Annotated in this window: 12 protein-coding genes; all 12 read left to right on the top strand. The window is 55.1% G+C overall.

Going from position 1 to position 18,906, the window contains the following annotated elements; genetic code table 11:
* Positions 1-36 precede the first annotated feature (36 nt).
* The 12 genes from mobH to CKW37_RS21405 all read left to right on the top strand — a co-directional run bounded on the left by mobH (position 37) and on the right by CKW37_RS21405 (position 18,869).
* Complete coding sequence (gene mobH / locus CKW37_RS21460; RefSeq protein WP_159985291.1) at positions 37-3,714, top strand: MobH family relaxase; 3,678 nt, start codon at positions 37-39, stop codon at positions 3,712-3,714.
* Positions 3,715-3,719: 5 nt separating this feature from the next.
* Positions 3,720-5,591, top strand: a complete 1,872-nt coding sequence (traD, locus tag CKW37_RS21455) for a conjugative transfer system coupling protein TraD (RefSeq protein WP_095158214.1) — start codon at positions 3,720-3,722, stop codon at positions 5,589-5,591.
* 32 nt (positions 5,592-5,623) lie between these two features.
* A complete protein-coding gene (locus tag CKW37_RS21450; protein WP_095158212.1) occupies positions 5,624-6,028 on the top strand; it encodes a hypothetical protein in 405 nt (134 codons plus the stop codon).
* 1 nt (position 6,029) lies between these two features.
* Positions 6,030-6,683, top strand: coding sequence for a DUF4400 domain-containing protein (locus tag CKW37_RS21445; RefSeq protein WP_095158210.1), 654 nt, complete (start codon positions 6,030-6,032; stop codon positions 6,681-6,683).
* Between the two features lie 121 nt (positions 6,684-6,804).
* Positions 6,805-7,617, top strand: a complete 813-nt coding sequence (locus CKW37_RS21440) for a thioredoxin domain-containing protein (protein WP_095158208.1) — start codon at positions 6,805-6,807, stop codon at positions 7,615-7,617.
* A complete protein-coding gene (gene traL / locus CKW37_RS21435; protein WP_095158206.1) occupies positions 7,618-7,899 on the top strand; it encodes a type IV conjugative transfer system protein TraL in 282 nt (93 codons plus the stop codon).
* A gap of 7 nt (positions 7,900-7,906) precedes the next feature.
* Positions 7,907-8,542 (top strand): TraE/TraK family type IV conjugative transfer system protein, encoded by a 636-nt coding sequence (locus tag CKW37_RS21430; RefSeq protein ID WP_095158205.1) that lies wholly within the window; start codon positions 7,907-7,909, stop codon positions 8,540-8,542.
* The gene (locus tag CKW37_RS21425; protein WP_095158203.1) at positions 8,532-9,680 is read left to right on the top strand and encodes a type-F conjugative transfer system secretin TraK; all 1,149 of its coding nucleotides are present in this window, start codon (positions 8,532-8,534) and stop codon (positions 9,678-9,680) included. Before CKW37_RS21430 ends, CKW37_RS21425 begins: the two co-directional genes overlap by 11 nt.
* 9 nt (positions 9,681-9,689) lie before the next feature.
* Entirely contained in the window at positions 9,690-11,057 is a 1,368-nt protein-coding gene (locus CKW37_RS21420) for a TraB/VirB10 family protein (protein ID WP_256587821.1), read from the top strand.
* Between the two features lie 57 nt (positions 11,058-11,114).
* Entirely contained in the window at positions 11,115-11,639 is a 525-nt protein-coding gene (gene traV, locus CKW37_RS21415) for a type IV conjugative transfer system lipoprotein TraV (protein WP_095158201.1), read from the top strand.
* A 36-nt stretch (positions 11,640-11,675) separates the two neighbouring features.
* Positions 11,676-12,017, top strand: a complete 342-nt coding sequence (gene traA, locus CKW37_RS21410) for a TraA family conjugative transfer protein (RefSeq protein ID WP_218241334.1) — start codon at positions 11,676-11,678, stop codon at positions 12,015-12,017.
* 69 nt (positions 12,018-12,086) lie between these two features.
* On the top strand, positions 12,087-18,869 hold the full coding sequence (locus tag CKW37_RS21405) for an Ig-like domain-containing protein (protein ID WP_256587820.1): 6,783 nt from the start codon (positions 12,087-12,089) through the stop codon (positions 18,867-18,869).
* Positions 18,870-18,906: the final 37 nt, after the last annotated feature.

Here is an 18,906-nt window from a genome sequence, read left to right as displayed (position 1 = left end):
ACTTGTAGACAAAATGCATGCATGAGGAGGACTGCAATGCAATTTCTAAAATTTTTAAGGGGGTTGATTTCTCCGGCCCCTGTAAACACTGAGCGTGACGGCAAAGGCAGTCTTTCCATTAGCCAAATGCAAGAGCTGGAGCTCGAGGACCCGGAACTTCAGAAGCATCTGATGCATGGTGACGAATCCTTGCTCAAGTACCCTCCGTTTCTGAAGGGGCTTCCGGCCAGAGTTCCGGGGAAGTACCTGCTAAGCAACCATGCCGCCAAGGTACGAGCAATTTCCAGCGGTATTGGACTAACACCCAGCGAATTCAACCGACTGATCATGCCTGTCCTAGACGGATTCGCCAGCTTCGCACACATGCTCCCGGCGTCCCAGGCGCATCACCACCGCGGCTCAGGCGGCTTGCTCGCTCACTCCCTCGAAGTGGCAGTCCACGCTCTCAACGCTTGTCAGGTCACTGTCTTTGACCATGATAAGTACCCGGCCTTGCGCATCAAGCGAAGGGATAAATGGAGCGCTGCCGCCGTGCTCGCTGCGCTACTGCATGACGTTGGTAAGCCGCTGTTCGACCTGCAGGTCACCGATGCATCCACGGACAAGATCTGGCAGCCCGTGGCCAACACGATCCCTGAGTGGGCTGAAGAAAATAACGTTGACCGCTACTTTTTCCGCTGGAACCCCAATCGCCACGATGTCCATAAGCATCTCTCGACGACCATGATTGACCGGTTGTTGCACAAAGATTTGCGGCTATGGCTCATGGAGGGTGGTCAGGACCTGTACCTGGCAATGATCAACGCCATAGCGTGCCAGGACGAAAAAAGCATCCTGACCGGCCTGGTGATCAAGGCTGACTCTACCTCCGTGGCGGCCGATCTTAGAAAGTACGGGGGCGACGCATCAGGTCAATCTGCGATGGGCATCGGTGTGCCGGTTGCCTCTTTGGTCGTCGACACAATGCGCCACCTCAAGAGCAATGGCAGCTGGTTGGCCAACGAGCCGGGCAGTCGGATTTGGATTCTGGGTGATGGGATTTACGTCGCCTGGGTGGCAGGCGTGAAGGACATCACTGAGGAGCTGTACCAGAAGGGCGTAAAAGCCGTGCCACGCAGTGCAGATGCACTGGGTGAGATGCTGCTTGACCATAATATTCTGGAGCGATCGCCTGATGGGTCGATTTACTGGCCAGTGTTCCCAGACGTGCTCAGCAAGGGCGGAAGCAAGCCGATCAAGCTGAAGTGCGTCAGGTTGGCGGCCTCCAACCTGCTATTCCCGTTCGAGCCAGTTCCACAGTCCATTTCTGGTGTAGTGGGTGAGGGGGAGCATGAGTTCAGGTTCGAGGCAAATTCAAACGCAGGCATTGGTGTGTCGGGCGAAGGCGGGCTGCCATTGCAGGCGGGCGATTCAGGGGTTGCATTCCCGGCTCCCGGCGCAAGCGCTCCTGTATCTATGGAGCCAATGTTCTCCTTGGACAGCGCTACGGTTGATACCTTTGCTCCAAGGCCAGCCTCTGAAATTTTCAGTGCACCATCCTTGGCTGTTCCGGATTTCTCTGCTCCTACAGGGGCCCCCGACCCGTTTGGGAACCTGCCGCCAAAGGCATCAGCCCCAGCTGCACCAACACCAACACCAACACCAACACCAGTGCCATCACCAGTTCCAGTACCAGGACAGCGTCCATCGACCGCCACCACAGGGGCGCCCCCGCCGGCGCAGACAAACCAGCGGTCAAAGCCGGTCAGCGCCACGCTTGAGAGAGTGGCGTTGGGGGCGCTACCAGCTCCGCAGATCAAAATTGTAGGAGCCCCAACAAAAGCTGAAACAGCTTTGCCTGGTATCGTGGTGACTGGTACACATCTGCCCAGCGCCGACGGTATCAAGGTCGGAGGTCGGGAGGTTGCCGCCAAATCTGTCGGAAAGGCCAAACAGCCAAGCCCGGGTAATAAGAAGCCAAGCGCTCCGCAGCTTGTCCACAATACTGAGAACAAGCCGGTCAACGGACCTGCAGGCGAATTGGCAGACTTACCGTCGATTGGTGACCACGATGCTCAGCGTTTCTCTGGGGATGATGAGTGGTCGGGACTGCCTGCACCTTTCCAGGATGCGTTGCCACAGACAGATGAAATCGAATCTGCCTACAGCACCACCTCGGCCATGGGCAGGGTGTCGTCGGGTGCTGCACGACCTGATTCTGATTCTGCGCGTGATGCTGAGTACGCCTACAACTTCGCAGACATCGATGATGACGTGCTTGAGATGGCGGGGATGGCAATTCCAGATCGAAGCCTGGTACAGCACCCGGCCGAGAAAGAGTCCGCTGAAAAGCATGCTGCGATTGCGTCCAGGACAACTGCGGTGCATTCCAGCACGGGGCCGCAGGAGCGAGGGCTGGAAAATCCAATTCCGGTCGAGCGCCCTGTCCATCCCGCGGCGCAGCAGACTCAAAAGAGCGACGTACGAATGGTCATTCCAGCTGAGCTTGCTGGGATGGACGAATTTACGTTCGGAGACCTCACGCTCGACGTGTCACTTGATCATCTTGGCGATCTGCCGGCCGGATCGCCAATTTCTGTCAGTTTGCCGAAAGACATGGAGCGGTTGCTGTATGCGTCGGATGTGAGCGCGGAGACTGTGCACGAGGAGCCTATCTTTGCTGTGAGTCTGGCCCATCCACCGATTATCCATGACCAGGCGCCTGAGGGGTTCTACGGGGCTGAAGGCTTCGATCAGGAGCAACGCCCGATTGGGGCGTTCGACTTGCCTGTAATGAGCTCCAGCGTGATGCTGCCCGAGCCCGAGCCCGAGCCCGAGCCCGAGCCCGAGCCCGAGCCTGTCGCCGCCCCACTCAAAATGGAACTGCCGCCACCTCAACCGGTACCGGAAGCTGCCTTTGAGTTTGATGTGGTGCAGCTGCAGGTGGCGCAACCAGAGCTTGGGGGCAAGGCTCCGGTTCGAGAGGCGACCAAACCCAAAACGGTACAAAGGGTGGCCCAGTCTGGGGTTGGGCCAGGTATCAGCATTTCAAAAGATAACGCTGCAGCATCCACAGCAATCAAGGTAGGTCAGCCAAGGAAGCCTCGAAGTCAGCTTCAGCGTACCCCCGTCGATATTGTGCCCTTGCCAGAAGAATCTTTAGCCCTTTCTGGACCGTTCAATGGCTATGAGTGCTCGGCACAACGAGCCGCCGAGTACGAGGAGTTTCTCGCCCTCACGCCAGAGCTGACCAGGTCGCTGAGATGGTACGCAGAGCACCTGGACAAGAACGTATCGATGGTTAGCTTCAAACCAAACCTCGAGTTCGTCGGCCCGGGTTTTATCTTTGATGATTTGCCCAGGTTGCAGAAGGCTATGTGGCTTTGGGATGACTTCACCGGGACCATGAATCGCAAGGCGCCGAAAAGCGTCATGCTCAATTGCTACTTGGGGGAGGTGTTTGAGTACCTCACTAACGGTAAGTACCAACATTCTTTAGCAACTGCTAGGAACGAGGTTGAGGCGCAAAACCTTAGACGTATAGCTGTAGCTGCACTGGCGCTCTGCAAGGAGTCTGAGCTCAATGGGAGGCGGGTTGTCAGCATACCGCCGAGGAAGCTCAGCGAGCTTTCGAATGCTCTCCAAGTTGATGAACCGACCCTAAAGAGGGCGCTAATAGCCACCCATCAATACCTCTTAGTCAGGAACAATCACGTCATTGAATTGGCGGACTAAAAGCGATGAGTGAATGGGCGTATGAGATGCCATGGAGGCCTAACTTTGAGGCCTTTGAGGCGAGCGGTTGGGTCCTGGGCATGGCGGCGACGAGCGCCGTGCACCTGCTCACTGATCTTCCTCCGCAGCCCTTTTATCTATCGATGTTTGTTATGGGTGGCTTTGCCTTGCGGCGCATTCCGGCTGCCGTACATCTCTACCGGGTGAGGCAAGGACTGAAAGCGAAACCTGCTGTGATGATGGGGCAGGATGAGTTAATTGAGCAGATGCTCACAAAGCGCGGGAGCCTCTTTCTCGGCACAGGCTTCAGGTGGACGCAGAGTGAAGGGCAGCAGGTGTTTGAACTGCTCAAGCGCGACATCACGAAATTGATGCCCAAGGTGCCCGAAGGCTTCATGGGCTCGTCATGGATTCACGGCATCTCGATGCAACCAGATAGGCCTATTGAGTTGAAGGAAGACCTCTCCTCACTTCATATGCTGATTGCCGGCACCACAGGCTCGGGTAAGACCCGGCAGTTCGATATTTTGATCAGCCAGGCCATCTTGCGCGGAGAGGCTGTAATCATAATCGACCCTAAAGGGGATAAAGAACTTGCGGAGAACGCCAAGCGGGCTTGTGAGCTTTCGGGGCGGCCGGAGCGGTTCAAATACTTCCACCCAGCATTCCCAGAGAAAAGCGTTCGGATCTCGCCAACCAAAAACTTCGGTCGGGCTACCGAGGTGGCATCGCGCATTGCCGCACTCATGAAATCCGAGGGCGGGGATCCGTTCCAGGCCTTTGCGCAGATGGCTCTCAACAACGTTATCCAGGCTCAGTTGTTGTGCGGGACGCTGCCGACACTGGTTGAACTCCGACGCACGCTCGAAGGTGGTCTGGCACCGCTAGTGATCCTCGCTATCACGGCTTATGGATCCAGGGTGCACCCTCATTATGAAGTGCTAGCCCGGCTTGCATTGAGTAAAGCCCAAACAGACGAAATGCGAGCTAAGGCTCTGTTGCAGCTGTATCGGACTGAAATCGTTCCGCTTGCGCCGAGTTCAGACCTGGAAGGGCTGCTCTCCATGTTCGAACATGACAAGGCGCACTTCGGCAAGATGATTGCCTCGCTGCTGCCAGTACTGAACATGCTGACTGCCGGACACATGGGCCCCATCCTATCTCCGAACATGGATGACCCTGAAGACGAGCGTGACATCACAGACTCGAGCAAGGTTATCCAGGGCGCTGAAGTGCTCTACATGGGTCTGGATTCGCTATCCGACAACATGGTCGGTTCGGCCATTGGCTCTATTTTCCTGGCTGACTTGGCGGCGGTTGCCGGACAGCGCTACAACTTCGAAGACCCAGAGGTCTTGAAGCGCAGGCCGGTTAATATCTTCGTGGATGAAGCAGCAGAAACCGTAAACGACCAGCTTGTGCAACTTCTGAACAAAGGCCGTGGTGCGGGCATGCGGTTGTGTGTCGCTACCCAGACAATTGCGGACTTTGAGGCTCGGATGGGATCGCCAGCAAAAGCGCGACAAGTGCTGGGTAACGTTAACCATGTAATTGCACTTCGTATTACTGACCAAGAGACACAAGAATATATTGCGAAAATGATCCCGCCGACATACTACAAGTACGTCATGAGGACTCAGGGTAACTCAACTAAAGATGATCCGCACATGCACTCACTTAATGTGGGTGAGCGCTTGATGGATGAAGAGGGTGAGTTGTTCCCGTCGCAACTGTTTGGACAGATTCCAAACCTTGAGTTCTTGGCAATTCTTGCCGGCGGAAGAGTCGAGAAAGGGAAGATTCCTGTTTTGACCCGTCCTAAAAATTACGATAAAGCAGTTGAGCGCGCAAAGCTGCTAGTTAAAGAGGCTGCATAATCGTGCGATCGCGTATTAAAACAGTGACAAACATGGTTTCCAAGGATGAAAAAGCACGACTCATCCTCAATATCCTGGAGGCGGACTGGCCGACTGCAGTAGATATTGTCCCCAAGGCACTGGAGTTGGCCGGGTTGGAGTCAACCACGCCGGAATGTGTAGAGCTCCTGAGGCGGTGTTTGGCATCCTACCAATCGTACCTGGGTGAGAGTGACAGGGCGCGCTTGATATCGTTTCTCGACCCATTTTTGAGCGGTCTTACGACCATTCTCCTTAAAGAGCCAACGCCGACGGATACAGTTTTAGAGATCAAGGGTTTGCTGGATGGCGTTGTGAAAAGTGAGTGCCACTCCGATGCGCGGTTGAGGATCGAACAGATCCTCATGCCAGAAGGTTCTTCTATCGGTAGAGTCTGGCAAGCCATTAAGGAAGATTGAAGTGGCAGATGTTGAAGAGAAAATGCCTAAGGGACTATGGACAACCATAGTCTTCATTTTTATCGAAATTATTCTGATCGTGTGCCTGGTGCCAAACCAATTCATCGATACTGCAATCATTATGGAGCAGGACTGGGGGGAGGCGCTTATGGGTAAAGAGCAGCATGATAACTTGATTGGTAGAACCAATGCTCTTTACACAAAGGTGAATTTGGACTCAGGCCTCAACTCAATGGTGAAGAGCTTTTTCGTGCCTACACCCGAAGAGCGCGAGCGTTCAAAGGCGTGGGAGGGCCTGGGTAGGGTGTGGTTCAGTTTTATTGAAAGCCGTGGCGAGGCTCTTTCGAAGGTGATATACCATGTGTATTACCGGATACTATTGCTTTTGATGTGGTTGCCTTATATGGCAGTGATTATTCTCCCGTCAATTTTCGGCGGTTACATGAGCTGGAACATAAAAAGGTACACGTTCCGGCATACGTCACCCTTTCTCAACACGTACAGCTCAAAGATCATCGCCTTCATTGTCGCGAGTTTGTGTGTGAGCTTCATTGCACCTGTACCCATTCCGCCAATGATCATCCCTGTTGTGATCATCACCATGCTGCCGATCGCCTGCGGGCTTTTGATAGGCAATCTGCCCAAACGCTTGTGATGTGCAGTTGTAAAAATGCCCTGATTTGCGGGGCATTTTATTTTGACCCTTCGAGTGGGTCGGACTCAGCCCAAAACGCTTGCGGTGGACCTCACCATGATCTCAATGGCTGAGGTATCTCATGGAAAAAAAAATCGTCGTAGCACTCACCCTTTCATCCCTGGCCCTTGTGGTGTCCGTGGCTTCCCTCGCCCTGGCTAATCACAAGGTTGAACAGGCCGTGGGTCTCTCTAACCAGGTCAATGATCAATTCGCCAAAATCAAGCCCTGGGCATTCAAGCGTGATGCGCTCGACTTGGTTATCGAAGAGAGCCGTATTGCAGCAGCGTTGCGTGGAGAAGATTCTTCGACGCCTGGTCGGCCGCAAAAGCGAGAGGTCCAGCCGGCAAAGATTGACCGCCGTTATGGCGACCCTAACGCGCAATTCACGCTGATCGAGTACTCGGATTTCGAGTGCTCATTCTGCAAGCAGTATTTCCCCGTCCCCAAAGCACTGGCAGACGGTTCCAGAGGCAACATCTCAGTTGTCTTCAAGCACGTTCCTATCCACGGCGATGCATCTCGGCGCGAGGCATTCGCGGCAGAGTGCGCAGCGGCACAGGGCGGGAATGATGCGTTCTACCGCATGGCCGGGGCCATCTTCAGTTCAACACCAGGTAACGGAACGGGTACTGAAAAGCCGTTGAGCGTGATCGCCGAAAGTATTGGCCTGAATGGGGCCGAACTTTCTAAGTGTATGGACAACGAAGACTTCTACGAAAAAGTTAAATCTGATTTTCAAGAAGCAATCGCTCTCGATATAAAGCAGACCCCGACGACAATTGTTCGCCATAACCCAACTGGCAAACAGGTCATCCTCCCTGGTGCGGTAACGCCAGAAGAAGTTATGAAAACCATGACGAAAATTGTTCAAGGTTCCGGAGCTAACAACTAAATGCAGCCAATTCGCATTCCTCAATATGTTGACGATCCTCCCCATTTGCTCTTCTGGCAGGCTGATGAAGTTGCACCAATTGGCATTGGCCTTGTGTTTGGGATGTTCACTGGTTACGCGGCGGTTTGTACTATCGGCGGGTTCTTATTGACCCGCTGGTATCGAAAGTACCGCGATGATCATCCTGATGGTTTTATGGTGCACATGATTTATTGGTTTACCGGATTGACTGGTGCGAAGTCCCGTACGATCCCTAACCCATTTATCCGTGAGTTCCATTGAGGCGTCCATGCTGATTGACAATTTTAAGCGTACGTTCCGAGGAACGGTGTCGGAAAACAAATTCCTGCGAGGGATGGTCATTGCCTTGTTGGCGATCGACCTGCTAGCCATTGTTGGCTGGTTGAACAAAAATACCGTGATCGATATGCAGCCGCCAACTTTGGCGGAGCGTGCCTGGGTAGATGAGTCATCTGCTTCTGATGAATTCGTAGAGGGGTGGGCTCTCTATATTGCCGATCGACTTGGGAACGTTACACCTTCGTCTTCGAAGGTGATTCGTAAGTCGATCGAGCCGTTGCTGGATACTGATATTTATCAGGATGTAGTGAACAAAATCGAAGCTCAGGTCCTGCAAATTCGTCAGGACCGCGTAACGCTTCGGTTCCAGCCCAAAGATGTTCTTCGCGATCGTGAAAATAACAAAAAGTTTTACGTGACTGGTCGTTCCTTCATGACCGGTCCGAATGGCAAGCCTGTTCCGAAGAACGTCACTTACGAGCTGGATTTGAAAGTTAAAAATTACAAGCCTGTTCTTACTTACATCGATACATATGAAGGTAAGCCCAAAACAGAAGACGTAATTCGCCGACAAGAGAAAACAGCCCAAGCACGCAAGCGAATGGAACAAACGAATGAAATGTAAACAAGTGAAACTGGCCCTGATAATCACTGCGTTTGCGGCTGTTCAATCGGTCCATGCGCGTGAGCTTAAGATCCCTCAGATGCCTAGTGCATCGAAGGAAACGATGGTTGTCGAAGCTTCGCCGCGGTCAGTAAACCCTGCCGACTATGGCATGGAGGATGGCGAGGCGGCTGCGCGGGCGGCCCTTGCAGAAGCACCTGCACAAAACCCACCAGTACATCCGGCGCCTGCTGCTGCAGCTCCAGCTCCAGCTCCAGTAAAGCCTTCCAGTCCTGCGGCGAAGAAGGACGGCGACTTGATGCAGGTTTCTGGCGGCGGCCGTGGGGGTGACTTGCAGGAGGTTCCAGCATCAGTAGCCAAAACCTCGGCAGGGGGCGGGGAGTCGCCGGCGACGGTTTCCTCGCTGGAGGACGTTGTCGTCCAGCCTGGCGTGAATACCATCGTTCCTGTGGCAGTCGGGCACCTTAACCGAATCGTCACTCCCTTTGAGAAGCCAATCGTGCAGACGGTTTCGCAGAGCGTCTTCGAGGTTAAGGGCAACGTCGTTTACATCTCGACTCAAGACCCATCTCCGATCGCCATGTACATCACGCCGAGTAACGATGAGTCGGTGGCCATCAGCCTCACACTGGCGCCGCGAAAGATCCCTCCTATTCAAGCCAACCTGATCATCGGGCAATTGCCTAGTGCCGGCGGAAGTGGCGTGCCGGCAGGGCAGGGTGGGTTCCGCTATTCGGGGCAGGCTAAGAAGTGGGAGGAGGGCCAGCCCTATATGGAATCCATCAAGGGGATCATGCGTGCTCTCGCCTTGGGCGGTATTCCCAAGGGCTATTCAATGGGCAAGTTGAACCGCACAGACACGATTCCAGCCTGCTTCCAGGACGGTATTAGTTTCGATTTTTCGCGGGCACAAATTGTCATGGGGCACAACTTCAAAGCTGTGATCGGCGTAGCGCGTAACGCGTCTTCTGTGCCGGTCATGTTCGATGAGACCTCGTGCACGCACCCTCAGCTGGCAGCAGCTGCAGCATGGCCACGGAACATGCTTGAACCAGGTCAGGCGACAGAGATTTACATCGTCACTCGGGTCGGTGACGCCCCTGCAGAAGACTCTTCCAGGCCGAGCCTGCTGAACTAAGGGGTGGGTATGATCAAGTCAATGTGGTCGGGCCTGAGTCCGAAGAACAAAAAAGCGGTGGCAATTATTGGCGGGGTTTCGGTGCTCCTCTGCATTGTCTACTTCCTCAGCTCAATCGGGGGGGATCAAAAGCAAAAGCAGGGTGGTAAGCAAGCCATCGGCCGGGTGTTGTTTGACGCAGATCCACGGTCGGTGGGTATCGATTCGCTCAACGCGAAACAGCGAGACCAGGAAAAGTCCATCGATGAGGTCCAGCGCAACCTCAAGACGCTGATGGAGCAGAACGCCAATCAGCAGGAGCTCAAGGAGGGGATTAAAACCCTGCAAAAAGGCCTTTCTGAAATCCAGGGGCAAGTCGCTCTAACAAAGGAGCAGGCCGATAAAGCCCAGCTGGAGAGTCAACGTCTTGCCGAGGAGCTTAAGAATGCCCAGGCCAAAGCCCCGCCACCTGAGAAAGAGGCTGAGCTCAAGGAGAAGGAGGCCCGCCTGCAGAGTGAACAGGTGTCGGCCGCCAAGTTCAACGCTGTCGCTAATGATCCGAACAAGAACCAGGCTGCCTTTTTCGCAAATGCCCCGGCCCCGGCTCAAGACCCAGTGAAGCCTGGTCAGGCCGCGAAGAAGGAGGAGAAGCTGACGATCCGTTCCATCGGGAATGAAGAGCCGAAGGAAGACGACCCCAAAAATCAGAAAGAGGAGGAGGTTTACTTACCGGCGGGTTCGATCATGTCGGGAGCCTTGATCACCGGTCTGGACGCGCCGACTGGCTCCAAGGCGCGACAAGACCCGTTCCCGGTTTTGCTGAGGATCAAGAAAGAGGCCGTACTGCCCAACCGCTTCAGGGCGGATGTGCGTGAGTGCTTCCTGATCGCCAGCGCCTTTGGCGACATGTCCTCTGAGCGGGCCTACATGCGCGCTGAGACCATCTCGTGTGTCCGGGATGACGGGGGCGTTATCGAGACGGGCCTGGACGCATATGCGTCGGGCGAGGATGGCAAAGCAGGCGTCCGTGGTCGGTTGATTTCGAAGCAGGGCGCGATCCTGGCGCGGTCTCTTGCGGCTGGTTTCATGCAGGGCGTGAGCGAGGCCTTCAGTGTTCGCCAGGTACCGAGCATCAACATCACCGGTTCCGGTTCCGGCTCCGGTAGCGGCCAGAGAGGGGTAGTTGATCCGGTCTACCAACAAGCCTTCAACTCAGAAGCACTGCAAGGTGCTGCAATCGGCGGCACCGGCAAGGCACTGGAGCGCATCGCCGACTTCTACCTGGAAATGGCCGAGAACCTCTACCCGGTAATCGAGGTGGATGCTGCCCGCGAAGTCGATTTCGTGGTCAAGAAAGGCGTACAGCTGAAGCTTATGACCAAGGCTCCTCGTCGCTGACCCTCAACAGGGGCGGATTCGCCCCTGCACCCAATTACAAGTTTGGATACTACGAACATGAACTCGATTTCAGCTGTGAATGCATTCCGAATTCTGGCCCTGGCAGCGTTAGCGTCGGGCGTCACCGGCTGCTCGTTCCTGCAAATCGGCGAGTCCGAATATTCCTGCAAAGGGATGCCAGACGGTGTGACCTGTATGTCGGCACGTGATGTGTACCAACTGACCGACAACGAGAATTTCCGCCAGGAAGTAGAGACGCGCCAGGCCGCCAGGGACAAAGCGATGAAGGAGGGGAAATCAATGGATGAGGTTCTTCCAGCTGTCCAGCCCCACATCGCTGCAGGTGAGCGTTACGTGGTGCCTAAGCCTGCTCGCAATCCGATTCCCATCCGTTCCCAAGCCACTGTCATGCGTGTCTGGGTAGCCCCTTGGGAGTCGGACGTTGGCGACCTGAACGTCCCGGGATTCATTTACACGGAGATCGAACCACGCCGTTGGGAAATCGGCACCCCTGCGGCAAAGCCAACCCCCTCGATTCGCCCGCTTGAATCGAGGAAAACCCCCGCTTCACCCGCAAATTAAGCGTACCCCAACCAGCACCATCAAGGAGTAAAACCCATGCATATGAGCATGACCCCAAACCAAGTTCGCCGCACCAAGGAATCGATCAAATTCGGTGTAGCCCTGATGCTCACCTTCGCAGTAAGCAATGCCTTCGCCGGCACCGGCGGTGACAGTTTCGACTCGATCTGGGTAACCCTGACCGACTGGATGCAAGGCACCCTGGGCCGGGTCGTCGCGGGCTCGATGGTACTCGTGGGCATCGTATCCGGCATCGTGCGCCAATCGATCATGTCGTTCGCCACCGGCGTCGGTGGCGGTGTTGGTCTCTACAACACGCCAACCATCATCGAGTCGATCATGACGGCCACCCTCCCGGTCGCTCACTCCATCATGTAAGTAACGCGCAGGAGCAAAGCCGGCCATCGCCGGCTTTTTGGCTTTCACACCAGGATCGGGAAACTCAATGTGAACTGGACAAAATCGACAGGCCTTTTTTCGATGACGTTGGTGTCGGCGGTCTTCGCGACACAGGTTTTCGCGGCTTCACAGTGCGTCGAGAGCGGTGATGCGCTGACGATCAATCCAGTGGTCTCTGTGGTTGGCGAAACACTCGACGTGAATTACACGCTGAGTCGCGCGGGGTGTGCCACCACCGGTTCCTACAGTCTACCGATCACCGTGGGTACGCCCAAAGGCGCAGCTATCGGGAAGTGTGAAGGTGTTAGGACCAAGGAGGAGTTCAGTTGTAAAGGTGTGGCCACCTTGCCCGCTGGATTCACTGGACCCCTAGTCATCAGCGTCGGCAAAGCGATTGCCGAGACTATAGTCGAGGAAAAAAAGAATCTTCCTCTCGCTGAAGATATGGAAGTTTTGAATAACGAAGATGAAACCCTGGAGATCCTTCTTACTCTTTCCGGTGATGGAGTGCAGGCCGAGTCCTTCGAGCTCCTGGATATGCCTGCTGAAACCATTGGCCAGTTCCTGCTGAATGGGGCGACGGTGACGTTCAAGCCCTTTCCACATTGGAGCGGTATTGCCTCCTTCAGATACCGCGGCAAGGACACCAAGGGCAACTACTCCAATGAGGCTACCGTTCGTGTTGTTACCAGTTTGGTCAACGATCCCCCAGTGGTCATTGCTCATCCCGCGATCGGGGTTGAAGACAAGCCTTTTGTGTATGTACCTGTCGTTCAAGACCCCGACCGCGTAGACATCTACCACCTGGTGGTTGAGGCCCAGGGAACAAACGTAAAAGCTACTGTTGAACCTGATCTGCACTCGTTGAAAATTGTCCCAGACAACGATTGGTACGGGGAGGACACGATCCAGATCTCTGCCGTGGACGGCGCAGGCGCCAAAAGTCCGGTTGCGACCGTCAAGGTTATCGTCCAGCCGGAAAACGATGCGCCGGTGGTTGCTCCGATCGCCATGGTGGCAAACGAAGACACTGAAGGCCGAGCCAAAATCCTATTCTCGGACCCGGATGGTAAAGCTCCATACAGGTTCTTGATTGATAAGCAGCCGCCCCCATCTATGGGCGGCTGCGGCATTGAGGGCGATGAAGTTGTCTTTACCCCGGCCAAGGACTGGAACGGTGTTACAGAGTGCTTTGTTGTAGTCGTTGATGCTGACAGCGGTGCATCGTTGCCGGCCAAGGTTGGCATCACAGTGCTACCGGTCCCTGATCCCCCTGTGGTGGAAAGTAGGACCCTGACTCTGAATCAGGGTGACACATCAACATTTACCCCCTCTGTTACCGACCCCGACGCAGGCGATGGCTACAGCCTCGCTTCGACGTCCTCACAGGATCCTGTATTTGGGACCTTTACCTTTGCGGGTTCGAAGCTGACTGTAGCGCTTAACCCAAGCTTCGTCGGCACTAGGTCCATCTCCTACACCGCCAAGGACACATTCGGATTGGAGTCGATCCCAGGGGTGTTGACCATCAAAGTCCTACCCGTGGCTAAGCCGCCGGTTGTCGACAGCGCCCATGCCACGACGGCGATTGCGACGCCCGTTTCATTGGAGCTTACCGCTACTGATCCAAACCACGATACGCCGCTCAGTTTTTCGATCGCTCAAACGGTTCCTGCGGCAGCTGGGACGCTCGCTATCTCGGGCAACAGACTGACCTATACGCCTACGGCCAGCTTTGTCGGAAAGGCGACCGCCTACGTGGTTGCAACAGATCCAGGTGGTCTGGCATCGGCACCTAAAGCTGTTTCGTTTGTTGTTCAGGCTGACCAAGTGATTGCCACTGATCCTGATACGCCGGATAGCCACACGGTGATCATCGTTCAGCAACCTGACCCGTCCGCCGGCGTCATAAGTGTCGATGGTTTGAAAGTCACATTCACGCCGGTTCAAGGTTTCATTGGCACTGCCACGTTCACCTACAAGGTCCAGGACGCTGGGGGGTTGGAGTCGGAGGTGAGTCAAGGCACAGTTGAGGTGCTAAAAACCAACTACGCCCCGACGTCTGCCGCAGTGGCGATCAGCGTAAATGAGGGCGAGGCTTCTGCGCCGGCAGTCCCAACTGTAGTAGACAAAAACCTCTATGATGCGGGTCTACACACCTTCAGCATTCCGATTCAAGCCATGACCGGCGTTGCGGAAGTTGTCAACAACAGGATCGTTTACCGTGCCCCGTACGGAGTAAGCGGCAGCCTGACCTTCAGTTTTATCGCAAGGGATCCCGCTGGTGCAGAGGTAGTCGGCCTGGCCACAGTGAGCGTTCAGCCCAAGAACTACTCACCCACCTCAGTGGAGTTGTACCTAGACACTCTAGAGTCCACACCAGTAAGTGGCGTACCGGTCGTTGTCGATCCGAACCCTGCAGATACCTTCACATATAAGGTCGACTCTAATCCGATAGGCGGCACTGCGGCCGTCGCTAATGGCAAAATCGTCTACACCCCTTACCCGAACTGGGTGGGAGTGGACCGTTTTGCTATCTCGGCCTTCGATGCAGCGGGGGAGAGGGTTGGGGGGATGGCATATGTGAATGTGCGGCAGTCCAACGTCGCACCTGAAGCGGTTTCCGGCACTATCTCTATCCGGGAGAACACGACAAGCGCCCCATACTACCCAGTCGTCACTGACAAGAACGGGTACGACGCCGGCAAGCACCAGTTGACCATTAAGGGCCAGCCGGCGAACGGGGTTGTAGTACTTGAAAATAATCGCCTGGTCTTCACGCCGGCCAAGGACTTCATCGGTGACGACACAGTTACCGTGGAAGCCAAAGACCTTGGTGGGCTGATTGTACAAGGCACGATTGCGCTCAACGTCTACAAGAACAATCTGCAGCCGGAGACAGCGAGCCTAACGATCTCGACGTCTGAAAACACGCCTTCGGCAGAGACCGCTCCTACTGTCTTCGACCCTAATGCCTGGGATCACTTTACCTATGAAGTCGTAGCTCAACCTGAGCATGGGACAGTGGTGGTGGGGGCAAATGGATACGTCTACACACCGCTTGCAAAATACACCGGCAATGATGCTTTCGTGTTTCGTGTCGTCGACTCCCAGGGCCTTTACGTCGAAAGCGTTGCCAAGGTGGCCGTGCTTCGCAAGAACACGCCTCCAACAGGTGCTAAGCCTGACGTCCTGTATTTCTATGAGGGCATTGGTGGCAAGCAGCGGCTCACTGCGCTTGATGAGAACCTCTGGGGCTCTCACACCATTGAGGTTCAGGCACAACCAGGTCATGGCTTCGCCTGGTTCAACAACGACGAGTTGAATTTCAAAACGGACGGTAAGACTGAGACCTCTATGACCGTAAAGGTGACGGATCAGGATGGACTGTCTGTCGTTGCACCTATTCGTCTGGTGCCCAAGAGCATTGAAGAAGTCATCGACCAAATGCCGGTTCAGGAGATCGCCAACTCTAAAATATCGACCCCCGCGATCACCAAAGATTTCCCGCGCCTTGATGGCCGCCCGGGCTTCTTGATCTTGGACAAAGATGCCATTGCTGCATTGGGCACTGACATCGTGGCAGTCGTCGAGAAGACTTCCTCTGTTGGCCTTAAGATCGGCAGGAGGCCAGTCGAACCGAACCAGGGGACAAGGTTGTCCGTGGACTACGTTGCCGCGGACGGTATCGGCTCTGCCTTGGCAGGCATCCAGAATGCTGTAAGTGGAAAGGGCCGGGTACTTCTCATGAGGGCGGACCTCACCGGTACCGCTTATGCAATTCCCTTTGAGGTGTGGAAACTGGAGGGGGCGGTTAAGACGTCCGCAAGCACTGTCCCCCTTGGCCTACAGCCCGTGCGTGCGCAGTTTGCGCCGTCGAATACCGTGTGCTTGAACACAGTGCGGCAGGCTTCGGCAGTCAACGGCAACCCCTATGACAATCCTGTGTGCCTTCTGGAGTTCACCAAGAGCCTGCCGGAGTATAAGGACCTGTCCAGTGATTCAACCCTGGCGATGTCAGGCACTGCAACTGACGTCGGTACCTATCCGATCGAGGTTTCGTCGTACATCGTTGGAGCCGATGGAGAAAAGAATCTTTTGGGTGTCTACAGTACGGACGCCACCTTCCAAACGGCTTTCGGCTCGGTGAAAGTTGGGCCGAAGTACCCATTCACAACCGCCTACTACAAAGTCGAGGAGCTGGATGTTGAGTATGTGCAGCAAGCCGGCCCACCCTGTGACCTGACGATTATTGAGCGTCGGGCAATCAGCGCTGCAGCTTCCTACTCAACGAAGCCGATGTGCCTACTTGAATGGGCTGATATCCCTGGTGGAATGGCAATTCGCCCTAATTGGGAAAAGCCCTACCTGCAGGGTACGGCCATCATGATCGGCCTCAACAAATCAAGCTGGAGACTGTCTGTTTTCTCGCCGTCTGGGAAGAAAATTGATCTCGGCCCGGACGAGTTCAATTTCACTGCAGTCGAGCCAGCAAAGGCCACAGTCACCTACGATTCAAGCGCGAAGGTCAGTGATACCCTCCTGACTTCCCCGTTGGCAGGTGCGTACATCGGTGACGCCATTATCCAATCCGTGAATGCGAGGCTTCTGATCAAGCACAACCTCAACCTTGGAGTTGAGCAGTCAGAAGACACGCCAGCGGCCTATGGTGCAATCAGCAAAATTTATCGCAGGATCTACACGGCCCAGTTTGATGCCTTGTGGCAAAAGAGAAGGCTGCATACAGACGTGGCATACAAGGTGCTGCCTGACATCGCGACCCGCGCTGAAATTGATGTTCTGGCAGTTCCTGACGAAAGCGTCGTCCCTATCATCGACAACGAGAATGACAAGATCCTTTCGACCAACACCCTCGAGGTTGGGGTGACGATGGGGGATGCCTATGACAGAACCAAAGTCTACTCGGCGGACAAAATGGGTGAATGGGAAGTGCGCCTGGTGCTTAAGCCGACCTGGAACACGGTGACCGAACTGGCGCCTTGGACGAGGACTGATGGTAGCGGCCACGCATCGTTTGCAATTCCGATCGAGGAGTTAGCTGGCAAGACACTCCGGATCTACGCGGAAGCCCGAGTGATATCACCGGTAGACGAATACAAGGTGACCCGTACTTCCCCGCGGCCCCTGAGCCTCGTCATCCTAAACGGTGCTGCGCTCGACGGTTCTATTCGAGCCCTTCGTCTGACAGGTGAAGCTCCTCTGCGCATTACCCTGTTTGCGGATGTGACCAATCGGGCCTGGACAAAGGACCTAGGGGCGGTTCGATGGGAGATGTCGACTGAAGGTGGTCCTTATGTCGATTTGCCAAACAAGAGTAGGACGACTCAACGTATTGCGCTGACGCTACAGAAGGGCAAATACAAGATTCGTGCAGAACTCACAAACAAAAACTCTGGTGCGAAATCGATGACCGACGAGATCGAAGTCATCGCCTACAACGTACCTAAGGGTTATCTGAAAGGACCAGGAAACACCTTCCTGGATGCTGATGCCAGCTTCAGGATCCTGCAGCTCGACGCCAAGCCCATCGACCTTTCCAACATCGAGGTTGAATGGAGCTTGGACCGCGGTAAGACCTGGGCAACTGGTACGGACACGATGGTCCAGAGCCGTAGTACCGAGCAGCGTGTCTACGTGTATGGGCGGATGCGCTACAAGGACGCCCCAGTCGAGGATGATAGGGTATGGAAGGTATTGAGGTCCGGTGTTGCGTTTCGGAAGGTTCGGCCACCTCGCGTGCAGATTATTGGCCCTCGTCGACCTGAGGTTGGTAAGGAGTCGACATGGGTGGCGAACATGTTGATGCCATACCCGAACATGGACCTGAGCATGGGCGGTGAATTCATCCTGCCCGATGGCACGACTATCGTGCCTGGCCAGGAAGCAAAGTACACGCCGGTTGATGCGGACGTAACGGATGAAAAAACGTACCTGAAATACCGGGCCTGGATTGACGGTTACCGGGATCGAGGCGGCGAGGGTATTACCGAGCAGCGAATTACCTTTTGGGTCTACGATTGGCCTGCGTGGGCAATTCAGCCGACCTTCAGCGCAGAGTACGCGCCGTCAGATCTGACGCTGCGTGTGCGGAACATCGGCGAGTTCAAGGCGGTGGAAGGGGTTTATTACGACTGGGAACTGCCGGCTATGCCTGGGTATCAAGTCGTGAAGGACGATAACTCCGTCCTCAGGATGCTCAACATTCTTGAGCCGGCCGTGTACCCCTTTAGAGTCCACGTCTACGACGCCCGGGGTAACTACTCGATGGTCGAGCGACTGATGACCTTCAAAGAACCGCCACCCTGGACAATCAATTTGCTGTGGAGTGGCGACAACAATGCGACGCGGGCCCCGTTGGGAATTATGATTCGGCCGCAGATTGCCGGCGGCCACCCCAAGGACCGAATCACCAGCTTAAAGTACAAGCTGAACGGGGAAGAAATCGATACAGGTGGATCGCGGTACGCACGGGCGACTCTGCCAACAGAGGGGCAGTACCAGGTCGGCCTGGAAATCGAGACCGAGATGAACAAGGGCTCGGATGGAAAAGTCGATATTGAAGTGAAAAAGAATCAGCCGCCTACCTGCGAGCTGCAGGTGAAGGAGGGCGGCTCGACCTGGACGGCGGTAGCCAAGTGTGTGGATCCTGATGGCAGGATCGCGCGGCACAACTGGTATGTCGATGACAAGCTTCAGGGCCTGGGTGGCTCAATGATCACAATTTCCAAACGGACCTACCCAGAAGCACCGAAAATTGTGGTCTACGCAACCGACGATTCGGGCGAAGACTCACCGCCGGTTATCTGGTGATGCAATAAAGGGCGCTAGGCGCCCTTTATTTTTGACC

The organism is Pseudomonas sp. Irchel 3E13 (assembly GCF_900187455.1).
Lineage (GTDB): Bacteria > Pseudomonadota > Gammaproteobacteria > Pseudomonadales > Pseudomonadaceae > Aquipseudomonas.
This window is presented reverse-complemented; position numbering and strand designations above follow the sequence as displayed.

Excerpts from the sequence above, each read along its gene's own strand:
- traA (WP_218241334.1), top strand. The coding sequence starts at position 11,676 with ATGCATATGAGCATGACCCCAAACCAAGTTCGCCGCACCAAGGAATCG.
- CKW37_RS21440 (WP_095158208.1), top strand. The coding sequence starts at position 6,805 with ATGGAAAAAAAAATCGTCGTAGCACTCACCCTTTCATCCCTGGCCCTT.
- traL (WP_095158206.1), top strand. The coding sequence starts at position 7,618 with ATGCAGCCAATTCGCATTCCTCAATATGTTGACGATCCTCCCCATTTG.
- CKW37_RS21425 (WP_095158203.1), top strand. The coding sequence starts at position 8,532 with ATGAAATGTAAACAAGTGAAACTGGCCCTGATAATCACTGCGTTTGCG.
- CKW37_RS21430 (WP_095158205.1), top strand. The coding sequence starts at position 7,907 with ATGCTGATTGACAATTTTAAGCGTACGTTCCGAGGAACGGTGTCGGAA.
- mobH (WP_159985291.1), top strand. The coding sequence starts at position 37 with ATGCAATTTCTAAAATTTTTAAGGGGGTTGATTTCTCCGGCCCCTGTA.
- CKW37_RS21450 (WP_095158212.1), top strand. The coding sequence starts at position 5,624 with ATGGTTTCCAAGGATGAAAAAGCACGACTCATCCTCAATATCCTGGAG.
- traV (WP_095158201.1), top strand. The coding sequence starts at position 11,115 with ATGAACTCGATTTCAGCTGTGAATGCATTCCGAATTCTGGCCCTGGCA.
- traD (WP_095158214.1), top strand. The coding sequence starts at position 3,720 with ATGAGTGAATGGGCGTATGAGATGCCATGGAGGCCTAACTTTGAGGCC.
- CKW37_RS21420 (WP_256587821.1), top strand. The coding sequence starts at position 9,690 with ATGATCAAGTCAATGTGGTCGGGCCTGAGTCCGAAGAACAAAAAAGCG.